We start from the raw sequence: 18,450 nt of genomic DNA, 5'->3' as shown, positions 1-18,450 counted from the left end.
GTTTCCCCATGTGAGAGTAGGTCATCGTCAAGATTAAATTCCGAAACCCCAATTGCGAAAGCAGTTGGGGTTTTGTTTTGCCCGCAGGAAAGTTTCGACGACAGATTGAACCGCCCCGACCGTCGCAAGACCTGCCATTGGAGAAAAACGTTCTGAAGTGACCGGGCAGTTTTTGGTATGGTGCAGCTCGTTTTTTAACGGACTGATGTCATGCCCAAGGAACGGCATTAATTTATGTCAAAGAGTTGCTGTAGAAATGCCTGAACCTATCCCGATCAAGGATCATGAAAAAGAGACGCGTCTGGTCAACAAACGGTTGATCGCCTGTGCTCTGTTCGTCTTTGCAGTCAGCTGTGCCCTGGTGGTGCGCCTGTACATCCTGCAAGTGGTCGAGTTCGATTACCACTCGACCATCTCCGAAAACAACCGCGTCCACGTCTTGCCGATCCCGCCCACACGCGGCCTGATCTACGACCGCAATGGCGTGTTGCTGGCTGACAACCGTCCCAGTTACAACCTGATCATCACCCGCGAACGCGCCACCGACGTCAATGAAGAGCTGAATGAGGTCATCAACCTCCTGCACCTGCCAGCCGAAGACCGCACGGTGTTTGACAAGGCGATGAAGCAATCGCGTCATCCCTTCACGCCAGTGACACTGTTCTATGAATTGACCGAAGAGCAGATCGCCGTTCTGGCAGTTAACGAGTTCCGCCTGCCCGGGCTCGATGTTGAACCGCAGTTCGTCCGCCACTACCCACTCGGTGCGCATTTCGCCCACTCGATCGGCTACGTCGGCCGTATCAACGAAAAAGAATCCAAGACCCTCGACTCGGTCGAGTATCGCGGCACGCAATCCATCGGCAAGACCGGCATCGAGCGTTTCTACGAAGCCCAGCTACACGGCCACGTCGGCTACGAAGAAGTGGAAACTAATGCCCAAGGCCGAGTGCTGCGTGTACTCAAGCACACGGATCCGGTACAGGGTAAAAACATCGTTCTCAGCCTCGACGTCCACCTGCAAGAAGCCGCTGAGGCGGCACTGGGTGATCGTCGCGGTTCCGTAGTAGCGCTCGACCCGGCTACCGGTGAAGTGTTGGCCATGGTCAGTAACCCGAGTTTCGACCCGAACCTGTTCGTGACCGGCATCAGCTCCAAGGAATATTCGGCGCTGCGTGATTCTATCGACCGGCCGCTGTTCAATCGTGTGCTGCGCGGTCTCTACGCGCCGGGTTCGACGATCAAGCCAGAAGTGGCGATTGCCGGTCTCGATGCCGGCGTCGTGACGCCGCAGACCCGAGTCTTCGATCCGGGTTATTACCAGCTTCCAGACTTCGATCACAAGTACCGCAACTGGAACCACAGCGGCGATGGCTGGGTAGACATGGACGCCGCGATCATGCGTTCCAATGACACCTACTTCTACGACCTCGCGCACAAGCTTGGCATTGATCGCCTGCACGACTACATGGCGATGTTCGGCCTTGGCGAGAAAGTCTCGCTGGACATGTTCGAAGAGTCGCCCGGTTTGATGCCGTCGCAAGCGTGGAAGCGCGCCACCCGCCGCCAAGCCTGGTTCCCGGGTGAAACCGTGATCCTCGGTATTGGCCAGGGCTACATGCAAGTCACGCCGCTGCAACTGGCTCAGGCCACTGCGCTGATCGCCAACAAAGGCGTGTGGAACCGTCCACACCTGGCGAAAACCGTCGATGGCGTGGCACCGGTCGATGAAAATCCAATGCCGAACATTCTGCTCAAGGATCCGCGCGATTGGGAACAGGTCAACCACGGTATGCAGATGGTGATGCACGATGCGCGAGGTATTGCCCGGGCGGCGGCGGCCGGTGCGCAGTACCGCATCGCCGGCAAGAGTGGTACGGCGCAGGTGGTGGCGATCAAGCAGGGTGAGCGTTACAACCGCGAGAAAACCCTCGAACGCCATCGCGACAACGCCTTGTTCGTCGGCTTCGCGCCGGCCGAGCATCCGAAGATTGCGATTGCGGTGATGATCGAAAACGGTGAGGCCGGTGGCCGAGTTGCAGGTCCCGTGGTGCGGCAGATCATGGATGCCTGGCTACTTGATCAGGATGGCCATCTCAAGCCGCAATACGCGGCGCCAGCCAAAGCGCCAGGCGATCCGCACGTTTGATCGATTACAGCTTCACAGCACAGGCTCACGCAAGCTGAGCATGTGCTGGAAGCTGTCGAGGAACACGGTCTCGGCCTGAGTCATTTTCTGCTCGCGATTCCACAGCAGCTCGATATCGAAATCCACCACGCCGTCCTCCGGTGGTAACCGCCAGAGCAGACCTTGCTCGACATCGCGCCGCACCAGATGCGTCGGCAGACAACCGATGCCGAATCCGGCGCAGATCAATCGGTATATCTCTTCAAAACTGGTGGAAGACGCCACGATCTTGCCGGTGAACCCTTGCTGATCGCGAAACAGCGTCAACGGCGATAGATTGCCGCCGAGCTGATCACTGGTGAAGCTGACGAAGTTCTCCGCCGCCAATTCCTCAAGCGACAGATTCTGTTGCCCGAACAACCGATGGCGCTGCCCGCAAAAGTACGCGTAGGTCTCGCGAAACAACACCCGCCGTTCAAGCCGTGGTTGCGCGAGACGACATAGGCCAACGCCCACCGTGGCAGTTTTTTGCAGCAATGAACTGATGATGTTCGAGCTGCCCATCACCTCGACTTCCAGCTCGATTTTCGGATGGGTTTCATGGAAGTCAGCCAGAAACTCATCGTAGTGCCGCGCCTGCACACCGCTGACCGTGAGGATGCGGATCTTGCCGACCACGTCATCATGGCGATGCTCGATGACTGTCCCCAGTCGTGAAATATCGCCATAAATATCCGCCGCGATACGCAGGACTTCCTCGCCGGTTTCGGTCAGATCAAAGCGCCGTCCGCTGCGCGCAATCAGCACACATTCCAGTTGTTCTTCGAGGCGTTTCAACGCCTGACTCACCGCCGACTGGGTGATGTGCAAGCGCGCAGCGGCGCGGCTCATGCTGCCTTCCTGGCCGATCACCAGATAGGTGCGCAACAGGTTCCAGTCCAGCCGATCATTGAGAAAGCGCCGACCGACCCAAGGGTTGGAAGAGGACATCACACACTCCATGTAGTAGCAGAGCTAATACTAGCGTTAAGTTTTTGAAAATTGACTAATCCTGTCACGGAAGCGATAAAGCCCACAAGCGCCACAGAGCGTGACCGTCAGCCGCCTGAAACCTGCCCAAAAAAACGATAAATACACAGGGTCCTTGCATGCACACCACCGCTCAGCCGCGTCGCGCCGCGGCCGCTGCCTTCATTGGCACGACCATCGAATTCTACGATTTCTACATCTACGCCACTGCCGCCGCACTCGTGCTTGGGCAAGTGTTTTTCCCCAGCGAAGATCCCGTCACCAGCACGCTCGCAGCCTTCGGTAGCTTCGCCGTCGGCTTCATCGCCAGACCGATGGCCGGGATGGTTTTCGGTCATTTGGGCGACCGTCTCGGGCGCAAGAAAATGCTTCTGGTGACGATGGCGCTGATGGGCCTGGCGACTGCCGGTATCGGCTTGCTGCCGAGCTATGCCAGCGTCGGCATATGGGCGCCGATCGGTTTGATCGTGTTGCGCCTGATCCAAGGGATTTCCGTTGGTGGCGAGTGGGGCGGGGCAGTGTTGATGGCCAGCGAACATGCGCCGGCCAAGCGCAAAACCTTTTACGCATCCTTCGCTCAACTCGGCAGTCCTGCCGGATTGTTGTTGGCATTGATCGCCTTCCGCCTCGTCACTTCGCTGGAGCCGGAAGAGTTTCTCGCCTGGGGTTGGCGTCTGCCGTTTCTCGCCAGTGGCGTGCTGATGATGGTCGGTTTGATGATCCGTTCCGGCGTGCATGAATCGCCGGAATTCGCCAAGGCCAAAGAGAACAACGAAACCTCGAAATACCCGGTCAAAGACGTGATCCGTCAGTGCTGGCGGCAGATTCTGTTCGCGGCGGCTGCGGTGACCATTGGCTCGGCCGGGTTCTTTTTCACCAACACTTTCATGATCACCTACGTCACCCAATACCAGGGCATTTCGCGGGCGACGATTCTCGATTGTCTGTTCCTGGTCACGGTGATTCAACTGCTCTCGCAACCGCTGTCGGCGCTATTGGCCGAACGCATTGGCGAAGGCCGCTTCCTGACGCTGGTTGCGTTGCTGTGCATGGTCACGCCATATCCGATGTTCCTGCTGGTCGGCACGCAAAACATCTTGCTGATGACCCTCGGCATTGCCGTCGCGGTGGTGATCCTGTCGGCGCTGTACGCAGTGATTGCCGGTTACATGACTCAGGCCTTCCCGGTGCACCTGCGCTACTCGGGGATTTCCATCGCCTATCAATTGAGCTGCGCGCTCGCCGGCGGCACCACGCCTTTGATCGGCACGCTGCTGGCCAGCAAATTTTCCGGGCAATGGCTGCCTCTGGCGGTGTTCTTCACATTGCTCTCGACCGTGTCGCTGATAGGTGTCTGTGGCCTCGCTCGGCTGCGTGCCGCGCCGGTCGTTCTGCATTCCAACAAAGAGGTGTATTCGTGAGTAAACCTGCCCACATCGATCCGATTGAATGGCAAGCCCGCTGTGAGCTCGCCGCGCTGTATCGCTTGATCGCGCATTTCCGCATGACCGACTTGATCGACACGCACATCACCCTGCGTATTCCGGGGCCGGAGCATCATTTTCTGATTAACCGCTACGGGGTGATTTTCGACCGTATGCGCGCCTCGGATCTGGTGCGCATCGATCAGGATGGCAACATTGTCGACCCTGAATATGCGGGTCATCGCGTCAACGCCGCAGGCTTCGTCATTCACTCGGCGATCCACATGGCGCGCCCGGATCTGAACTGCGTGATCCACACGCACACCGCCGCCGGGATGGCCGTCGCTGCGCAAAAACAAGGCTTGCTGCCGATCAGCCAACACGCGCTGAAGTTCTACGGAAAACTCGCTTATCACACCTACGAAGGCATCGCGCTGTCGCTGGATGAACGCGAGCGTTTGATCGCCGACCTCGGCCCGCACCGCGCGATGATTTTACGCAATCACGGTTTGCTGGTCGGTGGTTCGGGCGTGGCTCAGGCCTTTCAGGAAATCCACTTTCTCGAGCGTGCCTGTCAGGCGCAAGTGCAGGCATTGGCCGGCGGTTCGGAGCTGCATTATCCGTCGCACGAAGTCTGCGCGCACACCGCTGAACAGTTCGACCGCGATGAACAGGACAACATCATCGACCTGGCCTGGGCGGCCGCTTTGACCTTGATCGATTCCCAGCGCGAGTCCTATCTGTCATGAATACCGTTGCACTGTTGTCCCGCGACTTGCTGTTGCTCAAGCAATTGCAGGCAGCGTTTGCACGCAGCGCGCCGCACCTCACGGCAGTGCTGGCCGATGACCCGCGAGCGCTTGATGCACAGATCGCGGCGTGCTGGTTTCCGCTGCCGGGCAGTCTCGCCGCGTTGCCCAATCTGCAAGTGATTCACTCGGTGGCTGCCGGTATCGATCATCTGGAGCACGATCCGTCGTGCCCGAATCTGCCGGTGTGTCGGGTGGTCGATCCCGGTCATCGGCAAGGCATGACCGAGTATGTACGTTGGGCGGTGATTCACTTTCACCGGGGATTTGATCAGGTGCTGCAACAGCAAAAACGCCAGCACTGGGAGCGGCCGCAGCAACGCCCGGCGAGTCAATTCAGGATCGGGATCATGGGCCTGGGATCGCTCGGCAGCGCCATCGCCGAAGATCTGGCTAACGCGGGTTACGACGTTCGCGGCTGGGCGCGAAGTACCAAGGATCTGCCGGGTGTGCAGACCTTCGCCGGCTCGAAAACCTTCACGGCGTTTTTGCACAACGTGGAGCTGCTGATCAACCTGTTGCCACTGACCCACGAGACGCGCGGCATCCTCAATCAAACCGCGTTAGAACACCTGGCCAACGGCGCAGCACTGGTCAATGTCGGACGCGGCGCACACCTGAATATCGAGGATCTGCAACAGGCGCTGCAAACAGGGAAACTGCGCGGCGCGCTACTCGATGTCTTCGATCAGGAACCGTTACCCAGCGACCATCCACTCTGGACAACCGCCGGTGTAACGATCACCCCGCACATGGCCTCGGCAGCTTCCCACAACTGTATCGCCGAGCAGATCGCGGAGAACTTCCGAAGACTGAATTCGGGGGAAGAGCTACTCAACAGCGCCGACAGAACGCTGGGTTATTGATCCGCCAGGCACGCCTGCAAGCGTTCGATAAACAGCGTCTCGGCGCGGCTCATGCGCTGGTCGCGGTTCCACAGTAAATGGATGTCGACATCGGCAATCCCTTCGTGAGGCGGCAGTCGCCAGAGCAATCCCGCCTCAACGTCGGCCGCCACCACATGCTCCGGCAGACAACCAATCCCGAACCCGGCGATCACCAGTCGCCGCACTTCCTCCAGGCTCGGCGAGGACGCGACGATGCGTCCGCTGAAACCCTGCTGATCCCGAAAAATCGTCAACGGCGAGAGCATTCCGCCAATTTGGTCGCTGGTAAAACTGACGAAATTCTCGCGCTGTAAATCGCCTTCGCTGACGTCCTCGCGACCGAACAATTCATGGTGCTTGCCGCAGAAAAACGCATAGCGCTGCCGCAGGAACAAACGCTGTTCGAGACGCGGTTGCGGGCGGCGATTGAGGCTCAGGCCGAGGGTCGCGGTTTTCTCCTGCAAGGCGCTGACGATGTCGGAACTGCGCATCACATCGACTTCCAGATCCACGCGTGGATACTGGCGATGAAAGTCGGCAAGAAAGTCATCGAACCGGTCGGAAAAGATCCGGCTGATGATCAACAGGCGCACTTTGCCGATCACTTCGTCGGCCGGCTGTTCGAGCAATCCGCCGACCTGTGACACCTGTCCGTAAATCTCGCCAGCGAGTTCGAAGATCTGCTCGCCGACTTCGGTCAGGGCAAAGCGCGGGCCACGCCGGGCGATCAGTTGCCGACCGAGTTGTTCTTCCAGACGCTTGAGTGCCTGGCTCACCGCCGGTTGCGTCAGGTGCAAACGCGCGGCGGCGCGGCTGATGCTCAGTTCCTGACCGATCACGCGGAAGGTGCGCAACAGGTTCCAGTCCAGACGATCATTCAGCAGACGTTGTACATCGCGCTCAGCCATCGCGGCCTCGATTATAAGTTGGCGTAATAGTCGGAATAATAAATAGAAAATTGACTAATCATAGCCCCGAGACGATAAATCACTTCCAGACAGGCACCGCCAGAGTGCCTTGCCCCAGCGTTTTCCTCCTGCCAAAAAAACAATCAAAGGAGCCCGACCATGAAGCCCCAAGCTTCCAACCAGCCGCGCCGTGCGGCAGCCGCTGCCTTTATCGGCACCATGATTGAGTGGTACGACTTTTACATCTACGCCACCGCCGCCGCGCTGGTGTTCGGCGCGTTGTTTTTCCCTTCCGATGATCCATTGTTCAGCACCATGGCCGCCTTCGGCACCTTCGCCGTGGGCTTCTTTGCGCGGCCGTTGGGCGGGATCATTTTTGGCCACATCGGCGACCGCATCGGCCGCAAGAAGTCGCTGATCATCACGTTGCTGATGATGGGCGTGGTCACCGTGTGCATCGGTCTGCTGCCGACCTACGCCCAGATCGGCGTGGCCGCGCCGGTGCTGCTGATTCTGCTGCGCGTCGTCCAGGGTATCGCCGTCGGTGGCGAGTGGGGCGGGGCGGTGTTGATGGCCGGCGAACACGCGCCGAAGGGCCGGCGCAACTTCTTCGCGTCCTTCGCGCAACTCGGTAGCCCGGCGGGTTTGATTTTGTCGCTGCTGGCGTTCAGCGCGGTGACCCGTTTGCCCGAGGAAGACTTGATGAGCTGGGGCTGGCGTCTGCCGTTCCTCGCCAGTGCGTTGTTGCTGCTGGTCGGTCTGGCGATTCGTCTGGGCGTGAATGAGTCGCCGGAATTTCTCGCCAGCCGCGAGAAGGCGAGCAAGGAAACCCGTAAGGAACAAGCGCCGGTGATGGAGGTTCTGCGCACCGCGTGGCGCCCACTGTTGCTGTGCATCGGCGCCAACACGCTGGGCATTGCCGGGGTGTATTTCACCAACACCTTCATGATCGCCTACACCACTCAGCAACTGGCGCTGCCGCGTTCGTTGATTCTTGAATGCCTGTTCGTCGTTGCGATCATTCAGTTTTGCATTCAGCCGCTGGCGGCATGGACGGCGGAGAAAATCGGCGCCACGCGTTTCCTGTGTCTGGTGTCGTTGCTGGCGATGGCCTCGCCGTATCCGATGTTTGTCCTGGTGAGTTCGGCGCAGGCGCCGCTGATCATTCTTGGCATCGCATTGGCGGTGGTGTGCATGGCGTCGTTTTACGCGGTGATCGCCGGGTACGTCAGCGGCATGTTCGAGACCCGCGTGCGCTACACCGCGATTTCGCTGGCCTATCAGATTTGCGGAGCGGTGGCGGGTGGTCTGACGCCGCTGATCGGCACCATGCTCGCGCACAAATTCACCGGCCAGTGGTGGCCGCTGGCGGTGTTCTACAGCCTGATCGCTGCGGTTTCGCTGATCTGCGTGTTGTCCCTCGCACGTCGCCATGCCAGCGCTCATCGCGCGGAAATGGCCTCAATCTAATCTCGAATTCCAGGAGCACCTCATGTTGAAGATCAATGGCGAACGCCTGTGGGCGAGTCTGATGGCGATGGCCGAAATCGGCGCAACCGCACGCGGCGGCAGCTGCCGTCTGGCGTTGAGCGATGAAGACAAAGCAGGCCGCGAACTGTTCGCCCACTGGTGCCGCGAGGCGGGCATGACGCTGAGTGTCGATGCCATCGGCAACCTGTTCGCCCGTCGTCCCGGCACCGATCCGGACGCGGCGCCGGTGATGATGGGTAGTCACCTCGACACTCAACCGGAAGGTGGCCGCTTCGATGGGGTTTACGGCGTATTGGCCGGTCTGGAGGTGGTGCGCTGCCTCAATGACCAAAACATCAAAACCCGCAAACCGCTGGAAATCGCGGTGTGGACGAATGAGGAGGGCGCGCGGTTTACCCCGGCGATGTTCGGCTCGGCGGTGTTCACCGGGATCATGGATTTGCAGGCCGCACTGGCGGTGCGCGACGCCAACGGCATCAGCGTTGCCGAAGAATTGCAGCGCCTCGGTTACGCCGCTGACCGTGCCTTGGGAGGTGCGGTGGATGCCTATTTCGAAGCGCACATCGAGCAAGGCCCGATCCTTGAAGACAACGCGAAAAGCATCGGTGTGGTCAGCGGTGGCCAAGCGATCCGCTGGCTCGATGTGCGCGTCGAAGGCATGGCCGCGCATGCCGGCACCACGCCGATGCCGTTGCGCAAGGACGCCTTGTACGGCGTGGCACGGATGATTCAGGCGATTGAAGAACTGGCGGCAGATTTTGCCCCCGAGGGGCTCACCACCGTGGGCGAACTGAGCATCAATAAATCGTCGCGCAACACCATTCCCGGGCTGGTGAATTTCACCGTCGATTTGCGTCATCACCGTGACGACGCTATCGCCGCGATGGAACAACAAGTGCGCGCACGTTTGCAGGCGATCGCCGATGCGCGGGGTTTGAGCGTGACGATCACCCCGCACTGGATCAGCCCGGCCACGCCGTTCGACGCCGAGTGCGTGGCGGCGGTGCAATCGGCGGTGGATGCGTTGGGCTACGCTCAGCAATCGATTGTCAGTGGGGCCGGGCATGACGCGATTTTGCTCGCGCGGTATTGCCCGACGGCGATGGTGTTCATTCCGTGCGTCGGCGGCCTGAGCCATAACGAGGCCGAAGACGTGCTGCCCGAGGATGTGCGCCAAGGCACCGATGTGTTGCTCAACGCCGTCCTGGCTCGCGCTGAAATTTCCCGGTAATCCCCAATCCCCATGTAGGAGTGAGCCTGCTCGCGATGGGGCCGTGTCAGCCACCATCAACGTCAAATGACAGACCGCTATCGCGAGCAGGCTCACTCCTACAGTTGAAATCGGTCATTTTGAAGATTTGTATTAACTGACAGGAATCCATCCCATGCGCAGTTTTTTCCACCCAGAACAATTGCTCCACCATCCACGCAGCTACTACTCCCGTGGCCAGATGCGCACGCCGCAGGAAGTCCCCGAACGCGCGCAGCGTCTGGTGCAGGCCGCGCACAATCTGGGCTTCAACGTCGAGCAACCGACCGACGCCGGACTCGCGCCATTGCTCGCGGTACACGGCGCGCCGTACCTGACATTCCTTCAGGAAGCCCACGCACGCTGGAAGGAAATCCCCGAAGACTGGGGCGATGAAGTCATGTCGAACATCTTCGTCCGCGAACCCAATGCCCTGCGCGGCATCCTCGCACAGGCCGCACGCTATCTCGCCGACGGCAGTTGCCCGGTCGGCGAGCAGACCTGGCGTTCGGCGTACTGGTCGGCACAAAGCGCGGTGGCGGGCGCGCAGGCGTTGATCGATGGCGAACCGGCTGCGTACGCGCTGTGCCGCCCGCCGGGACACCACGCTCGTGCCGAAGCCGCCGGTGGTTTTTGCTATGTGAACAACGCGGCGGTGGCGGCGCAGGTGTTGCGTGACAAGTTCGCCAAGGTCGCGGTGCTCGATACCGACATGCATCACGGTCAGGGCATTCAGGAAATTTTCTACGACCGCGATGACGTGCTCTACGTCTCGGTGCATGGCGATCCGACCAACTTCTATCCGGGCGTGGCCGGGTTTGCCGAAGAACGCGGTGCGGGCGCGGGGGAGGGCTTCAATCTCAATCTGCCGATGGCGCATGGTGCGAGTGAAGCGGATTTCCTTGGGCAACTGGATGTGGCGTTGGCGGCGGTGCGTAAGTTTGGTGCCGAGGTGCTGGTGCTGGCGTTGGGGTTCGATATTTATGAGCTGGATCCGCAGAGCAAAGTGGCGGTGACGCGTGAAGGGTTTGCCACCTTGGGTGAGCGGATTCGCGGGCTTGGGTTGCCGTGTTTGATTGTGCAGGAGGGTGGATATCACCTGGAGAGTCTTGAGGATAATGCTCGGGCGTTTTTTGTGAATGGTGAGGTTTGGCAAGTCTGAGATTCGGGTTGTTGGACCGATAGCCTTCGCGAGCAAGCCCGCTCCCACATGTTGAAATGCATTCCAATGTGGGAGCGGGCTTGCTCGCGAAGAGGCCCTTAAAATCGCCGCAAAACTCAGGCCCCTGGCACCGGGCAACTCATGTCACCTTCCTCGCACTTCAAATATTCTTTCAGCGCCTCAACCCGCACTTTGGTCACACTCGTCAGGCAATTGCTGTAAATCAACGGATAAACACTCCCGCCCGCGACCCCGGATGCTGAAAACTTGCACTCCGCATCACGAAACCCGACCCACGCCCGCTGCGCACTGACCAACAGCTTCTTGCCATCAGGGTTATCCTTCAAGCGCCCGGTGATCTGCTGATACACCGCATTCAACTCTTTATCCGCCGCTTTGAAATCCTGCCCGGCGCACTGGTTCATCGTCGCCTGATCGCTGGCGTTGGCGCAGTCGACGGCGGCGTGGGCGAGGGAGGGGAATAGTAATGGCGTCAGGGCCAGAAACAGGCGTGGGGACATGAGGGTTCTCGCTGTGTCGATAGTAAGTGTCAGGCAGTGTAGCGACTACGCCGAGCCTATTCAGGCGTACGCAATCTGGAGGCGTCAAGCAATCGATCTGCAGTCGCCGCAATTTCGGCGCCGTCATGCAGTTTATCCAGCCAGTGTCCCGGGATACCACGCACGCCGTAATAGGCGCCGGCCAGTTGACCGGTGATTGCGGCGGTGGTGTCGGCATCATCACCCAGATTGGCGGCCAGCAGAATCGCAGCGGCAAAGCTGTCGGTTTGCTGAAAGCACCACAGCGCCGCTTCCAGCGACTGCACGCTATAGCCGCTGCCTTTTATGTCCGCGTGGGTTTTGCCAAGGTAATCCCCGCGAGCAATCGCAGCGACTTTGGGTTGCGAGAAATTGGCTGATGGCAGTTGGCGAAGCTCTGCCTTGGTTGCGCCTTCAAGAGCCTTGGCAATCAGCCCTGCCAATAATTGGCAACACTCGATGGCTTCAGCTGCGGCGTGGGTGGTTCGTGAACTGTCGGCGGCAAAGGTCTGGATCTGCTGGGCATCAGGGAAGTAATACAGCACCACCGGTGCCAGACGCATTAGTGAGCCATTGCCGGCGCTGTACGGATCGGTTGAGCCCGCAAAGGGATCTGACGTCTTTTGGTATTGCTCCAGTGCCCGACTGACGGTCATCCCGATATCAAAGCACTCACCAGTCGAACTCAGATAACCCCATTGCCACCAGTTGAGGTAGCGGCCCATTTGATCAGCAGCATTGAATCCGTTTTTGTTCAGCAGACTTTCCGCCAGACACAGCGCCATCGACGTGTCATCAGTCCATTGCCCCGGTTTGAGCCGGAACGGGCCGCCTCCGATCATATCGGTCAACGGTTCGAATGATCCCCGCGGTCTGAACTCAACTGTAGTACCAACCGCGTCGCCGCAAGCCAGGCCGAGCAGGGCGCAGCGATAACGTTCAGCGAGGGAAGGCTGCATGATACGTCCTTGTGTGGTTCGATCTCGCTGGAAACGGTAACAGCTTCGCCGTCGTAACGGTGGCTGGATCCACGCTATCAGCGGTCGGGAATTGCAGCCGGATGTTTCTCTTTTGCACCGGTTTGATACAACTTCACATTGGACATGTGGTCATACAAGCCTAGTGTTCAGAACAGGAGGTGACGTATGAAACCAGTACCCAATAGTTTCGAACGCAAGATTTCGCTGAAGGCGCCGCGTTCTTATGTCTGGCGTGCATTGGTCGACGCCGAGGCGTTTGGCCAGTGGTTTGGCGTGGCGCTGGAGGGCAGGCGGTTTATTGCCGGTGAATGGACGCAAGGGCAGGTTACGTATCCGGGTTATGAACACGTGTTGTGGAATGTGCTGATCGAGCGGGTCGAGCCGCAGCAGTTGTTTTCGTTTCGCTGGCACCCGTATGCGGTGAATCCAAAGATCGACTATTCCCAGGAGCCGACCACATTGGTCAGGTTCGAGCTGCAGGATTACGAGGACGGCACACTGCTCAAGGTTTCCGAGTCAGGTTTCGCGCATATCCCCGATATTCGCCAGAAAGAGGCTTATTTCATGGACAGCCGCGGCTGGGAGGAGCAACTGAGCCGACTTGAACAGTTCCTGACCGAAAGTGCCAAGGCCCGAGCGCGTGACGGTGGCTGACATTTTCCAACCGTGGCTGCAGCGTTGGTCATTGGTGCCGGACGGCGAGCCGATCTTTACGCTGGGCAGCCGTTTGCTGCCAGTGCGCGTGGGCGATACCCCGGCGATGCTCAAAGTGGCGATGGATGTCGATGAAAAAATCGGCAACCAACTGATGTCATGGTGGGACGGCAATGGCGCCGCGCAGGTGCTGGCGCATCACGAGGATGGCTTGCTGATGGAACGGGCCATGGGCCGGCGTTCGCTGATGCACATGGCGCTGAATGGCGAGGACGACGAGGCCAGCCGGATTCTGTGTGCGGCGCTGGCGCGGCTGCATGCACCGCGCGCGACGCCACCGCCGCCGTTGGTGGAGCTGGGGCCGTGGTTTGCGTCGCTGCGAATCGCTGCGGCCCAGCATGGCGGTCTCTACGGCTTAAGCCTGGAAACGGCGGAAACATTGCTCGCCAATCCGCAAGACGTGGTGGTGTTGCACGGCGACATGCATCACGACAATGTGCTGGATTTCGGTGAGCGTGGCTGGTTGGCCATCGACCCGAAGCGGGTCACGGGCGAGCGCGGTTTTGACTACGCCAATTTGATTTGCAATCCCGATCTGCCCTCAGCCACCAATCCCCAACGTTTTCGCCGACAGCTTGAGGTGATAACCGACGCCGCCGGGCTGGATCGCCAAAGACTGCTGCAATGGGTGCTGGCGTTCGCCGGATTATCCGCTGCATGGTTTTTGGAAGATGACGCACTCGAGCAGGCCTCAGGGCAGCTGAAAGTTGCGCAGATTGCCGCTTCCATGCTCGACGCCTGACACGTCTAAGGGTTTTCGGAAGGGTCGCTATGGCGAATGTCCTACACGCGATGGTAGCTATGTCGACTATTGCCGATTGGATCCCACGGTTAATCTAGCCACATCAACTGAGACACAGGGAGTGTTTCAGGATCACGGATGATCGACCATTTGCAAGGATCGCTGCCGACAGGGAGTCGATAATGGTCTTGGGAAAAACCCGCTTCGGCGGGTTTTTTTTTGCCCTGTAGGAGCTGCCGCAGGCTGCGATCTTTTGATCTTGATTTAAAAAAGATCAAAAGATCGCAGCCTGCGGCAGCTCCTACATGGGTTTCAGCGTTATGAGGCAATGAGTTGGCGCAGCACGTAATGCAGGATCCCTCCAGATTTGAAGTACTCCACCTCATTCAACGTATCGATCCGGCACAGCACCTCGATTTTCTCCTGACGCCCATCTTCGCGCGTAATCACCAATGGCAAATTCATCCGCGGTGTTAGTTCAACCCCGGTCAAACCCTTGATCTCAAACGTCTCCTTGCCCGTCAGATTCAGGCTCTTGCGGTTCTGATCAAGCTTGAACTGCAGCGGCAAGACGCCCATACCCACCAGATTGGAACGGTGAATCCGCTCAAAACTCTCGGCAATCACCGCTTTCACGCCCAGCAGATTCGTACCCTTGGCCGCCCAGTCACGACTTGAACCGGTGCCATATTCCTGCCCGGCAATCACCACCAGCGGCGTGCCCGAAGCCTGATATTTCATGGCCGCGTCGTAGATCGCCAGTTTCTCGCCGGTCGGAATGTAGATGGTGTTGCCACCTTCTTCACCGCCAAGCATCTCGTTACGAATACGGATGTTGGCGAAGGTGCCGCGCATCATCACTTCGTGATTGCCGCGGCGTGAGCCGTAGGAGTTGAAGTCCCGCGGTTCCACGCCTTTTTCACGCAGATACTCGCCGGCGGGGCTGTCAGCCTTGATGTTGCCGGCGGGGGAGATGTGGTCGGTGGTCACCGAGTCGCCGAGCAACGCCAGAACGCGAGCGCCTTTGACGTCTTTGATTTCCGGCAACGGCCCGGAAATGTCGTCGAAAAACGGCGGATGCTGGATATAAGTCGAATCGTCCTGCCAGACATAGGTGGCGGCTTGCGGCACCTCGATGGCTTGCCATTGCTCATCACCGGCGAACACCTCGGCGTATTCCTTGTGAAACATCGCGGTGTTGACCTGGCTGACCGCGTCGGCAATTTCTTTGCTGCTTGGCCAGATATCTCGCAAGTACACCGGATTGCCTTGCTTGTCCTCGCCCAGCGGTTCGCTGCTGATGTCGCTGCGCACGCTGCCGGCCAAGGCATAGGCGACCACCAGCGGCGGCGAGGCCAGCCAGTTGGTTTTCACCAACGGATGCACACGACCTTCAAAGTTACGATTACCGGACAGCACCGAGGCGACGGTGAGATCGGCTTTCTGGATGGCTTTTTCAATCGGCTCGGGCAACGGCCCGGAGTTGCCGATGCAGGTGGTGCAGCCGTAGCCGACCAGCGAAAACCCGAGCTGGTCGAGGTATTGCGTCAGCCCGGCAGCCTTGTAGTAGTCGGTAACCACTTTCGAACCCGGCGCCAGCGAACTCTTCACCCATGGCTTGCGGGTCAGGCCTTTTTCCACGGCTTTTTTCGCCAGCAGACCGGCCGCCATCATCACGCTCGGGTTGGAGGTGTTGGTGCAGGAGGTAATTGCCGCGATCACCACGGCACCGTTTTTCAGACGATAGGTGTGGCCTTCGTATTCATATTCGGTTTCGCCGACCAGATCGGCATTGCCCACCGCCACGCCACCACCGCCCTCACTTTCCAGGCGTCCTTCATCTTTACTGGTGGGTTTGAATTGCAGATCGATAAAGTCGCTGAAGGCTTGCGGCACATTGGGCAGTGACACACGATCCTGCGGACGTTTCGGCCCGGCCAGACTCGCTTCGACGCTGCCCATATCCAGCGCCAGGCTATCGGTGAACACCGGTTCCTGACCGGGCAGACGCCACAGGCCCTGAGCCTTGGTGTACGCCTCGACCAGTTTCACCGTTTCCGGCGGACGCCCGGACAGACGCAGATATTCCAGCGTCACGTCGTCGACCGGGAAGAAACCGCACGTCGCGCCGTATTCCGGGGCCATGTTGGCGATGGTCGCGCGGTCAGCCAGCGGTAAGTCAGCGAGGCCGTCGCCATAGAATTCGACGAATTTGCCGACAACGCCTTTCTTGCGCAGCATCTGCGTAACTGTCAGCACCAGGTCAGTGGCGGTGATGCCTTCTTTTAATTTGCCGGTCAGTTTGAAACCAATCACTTCCGGAATCAGCATCGACACCGGTTGCCCGAGCATCGCCGCTTCCGCCTCGATCCCGCCGACGCCCCAGCCGAGTACGCCGAGGCCGTTGATCATGGTGGTGTGGGAGTCGGTGCCGACCAGGGTGTCCGGGAAGGCATAGGTGCGGCCGTCTTCATCCTTTGTCCACACGGTGCGGCCGAGGTATTCAAGGTTGACCTGGTGGCAGATGCCGGTGCCCGGCGGGACTACGCTGAAGTTGTCGAAGGCACTCTGGCCCCAGCGCAGAAAGGCGTAACGCTCGCCGTTGCGCTGCATTTCGATATCGACGTTCTGCTCGAACGCGCTGGGCGTGGCGAATTTGTCGACCATCACCGAGTGGTCGATCACCAGATCCACCGGTGACAGCGGGTTGATTCGCTGCGGGTCGCCGCCGGCCTTGGCCATCGCCGCGCGCATGGCGGCGAGGTCGACCACGGCGGGAACCCCGGTAAAGTCTTGCATCAATACGCGGGCAGGGCGGTACTGGATTTCCCGATCGGAGCGACGCTCCTTGAGCCACGCGGCAATGGCCTTGAGGTCGGCGCCGGTGACAGTTTTTTCATCTTCCCAGCGCAGCAGGTTTTCCAGCAGGACTTTCAACGACATCGGTAGCTTGTCCAGATCGCCCAGGCTCTTGGCGGCATCCGGCAGGCTGAAATAGTGATAGGTCTTTTGGTCAATCTGCAGTGTTTTGAGGGTCTTCAGACTATCGAGGGACGGCATTACGATCACTCCTTTGAATCCGCACGGCTACGGATTGAGGGGACGGGCAGAGCTATCAACGTAGCCCTGTTTTCATTAGCTGGCTAATAACTGGACTCTATGGGCAAGTCCAAGGTTCCGACATCGGCTATCATGCGCCGGTTTTCGTGACAGGCTTTGCTTCAACGCAAGGCTTGAGCATCGCGCAGGGGCCGAATGATCGCCCGCTGCCCAGGAGTAAGAATGAACACCCTATTCATGCATTGCCGGCCAGGCTTCGAAGGCGAAGTCTGTTCGGAAATTTCCGACCTCGCCGCCCAGCTCAACGTGGCCGGTTACGCCAAGGCCAAAGCGGCCACCGCCTGCGCCGAGTTTGTCTGCACCGAAGAAGACGGCGCCGAGCGCCTGATGCGCGGCCAGCGTTTCGCCGAGCTGATCTTCCCGCGCCAATGGGCGCGCGGCGTATTCATCGATCTGCCGGAAACCGACCGCATCAGCGTGATCCTCGCGCACATGGCCGATTTCCCGGTGTGCGGCAGCCTGTGGCTGGAAGTCGTCGACACCAACGACGGCAAGGAACTGTCGAACTTCTGCAAGAAATTCGAAGGCCCGCTGCGGAAGGCGCTGACCGGCGCCGGCAAACTGGTCGACGACGCCAGTAAGCCGCGTCTGCTGCTGACTTTCAAAAGTGGCCGAGAAGTGTTTCTGGGTATGGCGGACGCTGGCAACTCGGCGATGTGGCCAATGGGCATTCCGCGCCTGAAGTTTCCGCGCGAGGCACCAAGCCGTTCGACGTTGAAGCTGGAAGAAGCCTGGCACCACTTTATCCCGCGTGATCAGTGGGAAGATCGTCTGCACAGTGACATGACCGGCGTCGACCTTGGCGCAGCGCCGGGCGGCTGGACCTGGCAACTGGTCAATCGCGGCATGCTGGTGACGGCGATCGACAACGGCCCGATGGCTGAAAGCCTGATGGACACCGGTCTGGTGCAGCATTTGATGGCCGACGGTTTCACCTTCAAGCCCAAGCAACCGGTGGACTGGATGGTCTGCGACATCGTCGAAAAGCCTGCGCGTAACGCAGCGATGCTCGAAGAGTGGATCGGCGAGGGGCATTGCCGCGAGGCGGTGGTCAACCTGAAATTGCCGATGAAGCAGCGTTATGCCGAAGTGAAGCGTTTGCTTGAGCGCATCGCCGATGGCTTCAAAGCGCGCGGGATCAAGGTCGATATCGGCTGCAAACAGCTCTACCACGACCGCGAAGAAGTGACCTGCCACCTGCGCCGTCACGACATCAAGAAACCAAAATCCCGCTGATTCTCCCTGTAGGAGCTACCGAAGGCTGCGAT

General features: G+C 59.4%; 15 protein-coding genes. 10 read left to right on the top strand and 5 right to left on the bottom strand.

The window, feature by feature from the left end; all coding sequences use genetic code 11:
- The first annotated feature begins 256 nt into the window (after positions 1 to 256).
- A complete protein-coding gene (mrdA, locus tag ACIP1X_RS20440; RefSeq protein WP_053122139.1) occupies positions 257 to 2,149 on the top strand; it encodes a penicillin-binding protein 2 in 1,893 nt (630 codons plus the stop codon).
- 12 nt (positions 2,150 to 2,161) lie between these two features.
- Here the strand turns inward: mrdA and ACIP1X_RS20435 are convergent, their stop codons facing one another.
- Entirely contained in the window at positions 2,162 to 3,121 is a 960-nt protein-coding gene (locus ACIP1X_RS20435; protein WP_212545611.1) for a LysR family transcriptional regulator, read from the bottom strand.
- A gap of 155 nt (positions 3,122 to 3,276) precedes the next feature.
- Between ACIP1X_RS20435 and ACIP1X_RS20430 the strand changes: the two genes are divergently transcribed.
- Genes ACIP1X_RS20430 through ACIP1X_RS20420 form a run of 3 tightly spaced genes read left to right on the top strand, consistent with a single transcriptional unit; the run spans position 3,277 to position 6,256 of the window.
- Complete coding sequence (locus ACIP1X_RS20430; protein ID WP_159814326.1) at positions 3,277 to 4,578, top strand: MFS transporter; 1,302 nt, start codon at positions 3,277 to 3,279, stop codon at positions 4,576 to 4,578.
- Positions 4,575 to 5,330, top strand: coding sequence for a class II aldolase/adducin family protein (locus ACIP1X_RS20425; RefSeq protein WP_053122131.1), 756 nt, complete (start codon positions 4,575 to 4,577; stop codon positions 5,328 to 5,330). Before ACIP1X_RS20430 ends, ACIP1X_RS20425 begins: the two co-directional genes overlap by 4 nt.
- Positions 5,327 to 6,256, top strand: a complete 930-nt coding sequence (locus ACIP1X_RS20420; RefSeq protein WP_400754648.1) for a 2-hydroxyacid dehydrogenase — start codon at positions 5,327 to 5,329, stop codon at positions 6,254 to 6,256. Before ACIP1X_RS20425 ends, ACIP1X_RS20420 begins: the two co-directional genes overlap by 4 nt.
- Here ACIP1X_RS20420 and ACIP1X_RS20415 read toward each other — a convergent pair.
- Positions 6,250 to 7,185 carry a LysR family transcriptional regulator gene (locus ACIP1X_RS20415; protein WP_400650400.1) on the bottom strand — a complete coding sequence of 312 codons (936 nt, stop codon included), beginning with the start codon at positions 7,183 to 7,185 and terminating at the stop codon, positions 6,250 to 6,252. The genes ACIP1X_RS20420 and ACIP1X_RS20415 overlap by 7 nt on opposite strands.
- A 159-nt stretch (positions 7,186 to 7,344) precedes the next feature.
- Here ACIP1X_RS20415 and ACIP1X_RS20410 point away from each other — a divergent pair, with 159 nt between their 5' ends.
- From ACIP1X_RS20410 to ACIP1X_RS20400, 3 genes are all read left to right on the top strand, one after another.
- Complete coding sequence (locus tag ACIP1X_RS20410) at positions 7,345 to 8,655, top strand: MFS transporter (RefSeq protein ID WP_053122125.1); 1,311 nt, start codon at positions 7,345 to 7,347, stop codon at positions 8,653 to 8,655.
- 22 nt (positions 8,656 to 8,677) lie between these two features.
- Positions 8,678 to 9,907: a Zn-dependent hydrolase gene (locus ACIP1X_RS20405; protein ID WP_400754645.1), complete on the top strand. Its 1,230-nt coding sequence runs from the start codon at positions 8,678 to 8,680 to the stop codon at positions 9,905 to 9,907.
- A 154-nt stretch (positions 9,908 to 10,061) separates the two neighbouring features.
- Positions 10,062 to 11,087, top strand: coding sequence for a histone deacetylase family protein (locus ACIP1X_RS20400; protein ID WP_400754642.1), 1,026 nt, complete (start codon positions 10,062 to 10,064; stop codon positions 11,085 to 11,087).
- A 116-nt stretch (positions 11,088 to 11,203) separates the two neighbouring features.
- Here the strand turns inward: ACIP1X_RS20400 and ACIP1X_RS20395 are convergent, their stop codons facing one another.
- Both ACIP1X_RS20395 and ACIP1X_RS20390 read right to left on the bottom strand, forming a co-directional pair.
- On the bottom strand, positions 11,204 to 11,608 hold the full coding sequence (locus tag ACIP1X_RS20395) for a lysozyme inhibitor LprI family protein (RefSeq protein WP_400754640.1): 405 nt from the start codon (positions 11,606 to 11,608) through the stop codon (positions 11,204 to 11,206).
- A 56-nt stretch (positions 11,609 to 11,664) separates the two neighbouring features.
- Complete coding sequence (locus tag ACIP1X_RS20390; RefSeq protein ID WP_400754637.1) at positions 11,665 to 12,585, bottom strand: ADP-ribosylglycohydrolase family protein; 921 nt, start codon at positions 12,583 to 12,585, stop codon at positions 11,665 to 11,667.
- Positions 12,586 to 12,771: 186 nt separating this feature from the next.
- Between ACIP1X_RS20390 and ACIP1X_RS20385 the strand changes: the two genes are divergently transcribed.
- Together ACIP1X_RS20385 and ACIP1X_RS20380 are read left to right on the top strand one after the other, a co-directional pair.
- Positions 12,772 to 13,260 carry an SRPBCC family protein gene (locus tag ACIP1X_RS20385; protein ID WP_400754635.1) on the top strand — a complete coding sequence of 163 codons (489 nt, stop codon included), beginning with the start codon at positions 12,772 to 12,774 and terminating at the stop codon, positions 13,258 to 13,260.
- Positions 13,247 to 14,062, top strand: a complete 816-nt coding sequence (locus ACIP1X_RS20380) for an aminoglycoside phosphotransferase family protein (RefSeq protein ID WP_400754632.1) — start codon at positions 13,247 to 13,249, stop codon at positions 14,060 to 14,062. Before ACIP1X_RS20385 ends, ACIP1X_RS20380 begins: the two co-directional genes overlap by 14 nt.
- A gap of 318 nt (positions 14,063 to 14,380) precedes the next feature.
- On the opposite strand, the gene acnA is transcribed toward ACIP1X_RS20380, so the two are convergent.
- Positions 14,381 to 17,122, bottom strand: a complete 2,742-nt coding sequence (acnA, locus tag ACIP1X_RS20375; protein WP_053122114.1) for an aconitate hydratase AcnA — start codon at positions 17,120 to 17,122, stop codon at positions 14,381 to 14,383.
- Positions 17,123 to 17,344: 222 nt separating this feature from the next.
- On the opposite strand from acnA, the gene rlmM reads away from it, so the two are divergent.
- Positions 17,345 to 18,418 carry a 23S rRNA (cytidine(2498)-2'-O)-methyltransferase RlmM gene (gene rlmM / locus ACIP1X_RS20370; RefSeq protein ID WP_400754630.1) on the top strand — a complete coding sequence of 358 codons (1,074 nt, stop codon included), beginning with the start codon at positions 17,345 to 17,347 and terminating at the stop codon, positions 18,416 to 18,418.
- Positions 18,419 to 18,450 lie beyond the last annotated feature (32 nt).

The sequence above is a fragment of the Pseudomonas sp. NPDC088885 genome, assembly GCF_044750025.1.
Classification (GTDB): Bacteria; Pseudomonadota; Gammaproteobacteria; order Pseudomonadales; family Pseudomonadaceae; genus Aquipseudomonas; species Aquipseudomonas rustica.
The sequence above is the reverse complement of the archived record's forward strand: the minus strand, read 5'-3'. Positions and strand labels throughout refer to the sequence as shown.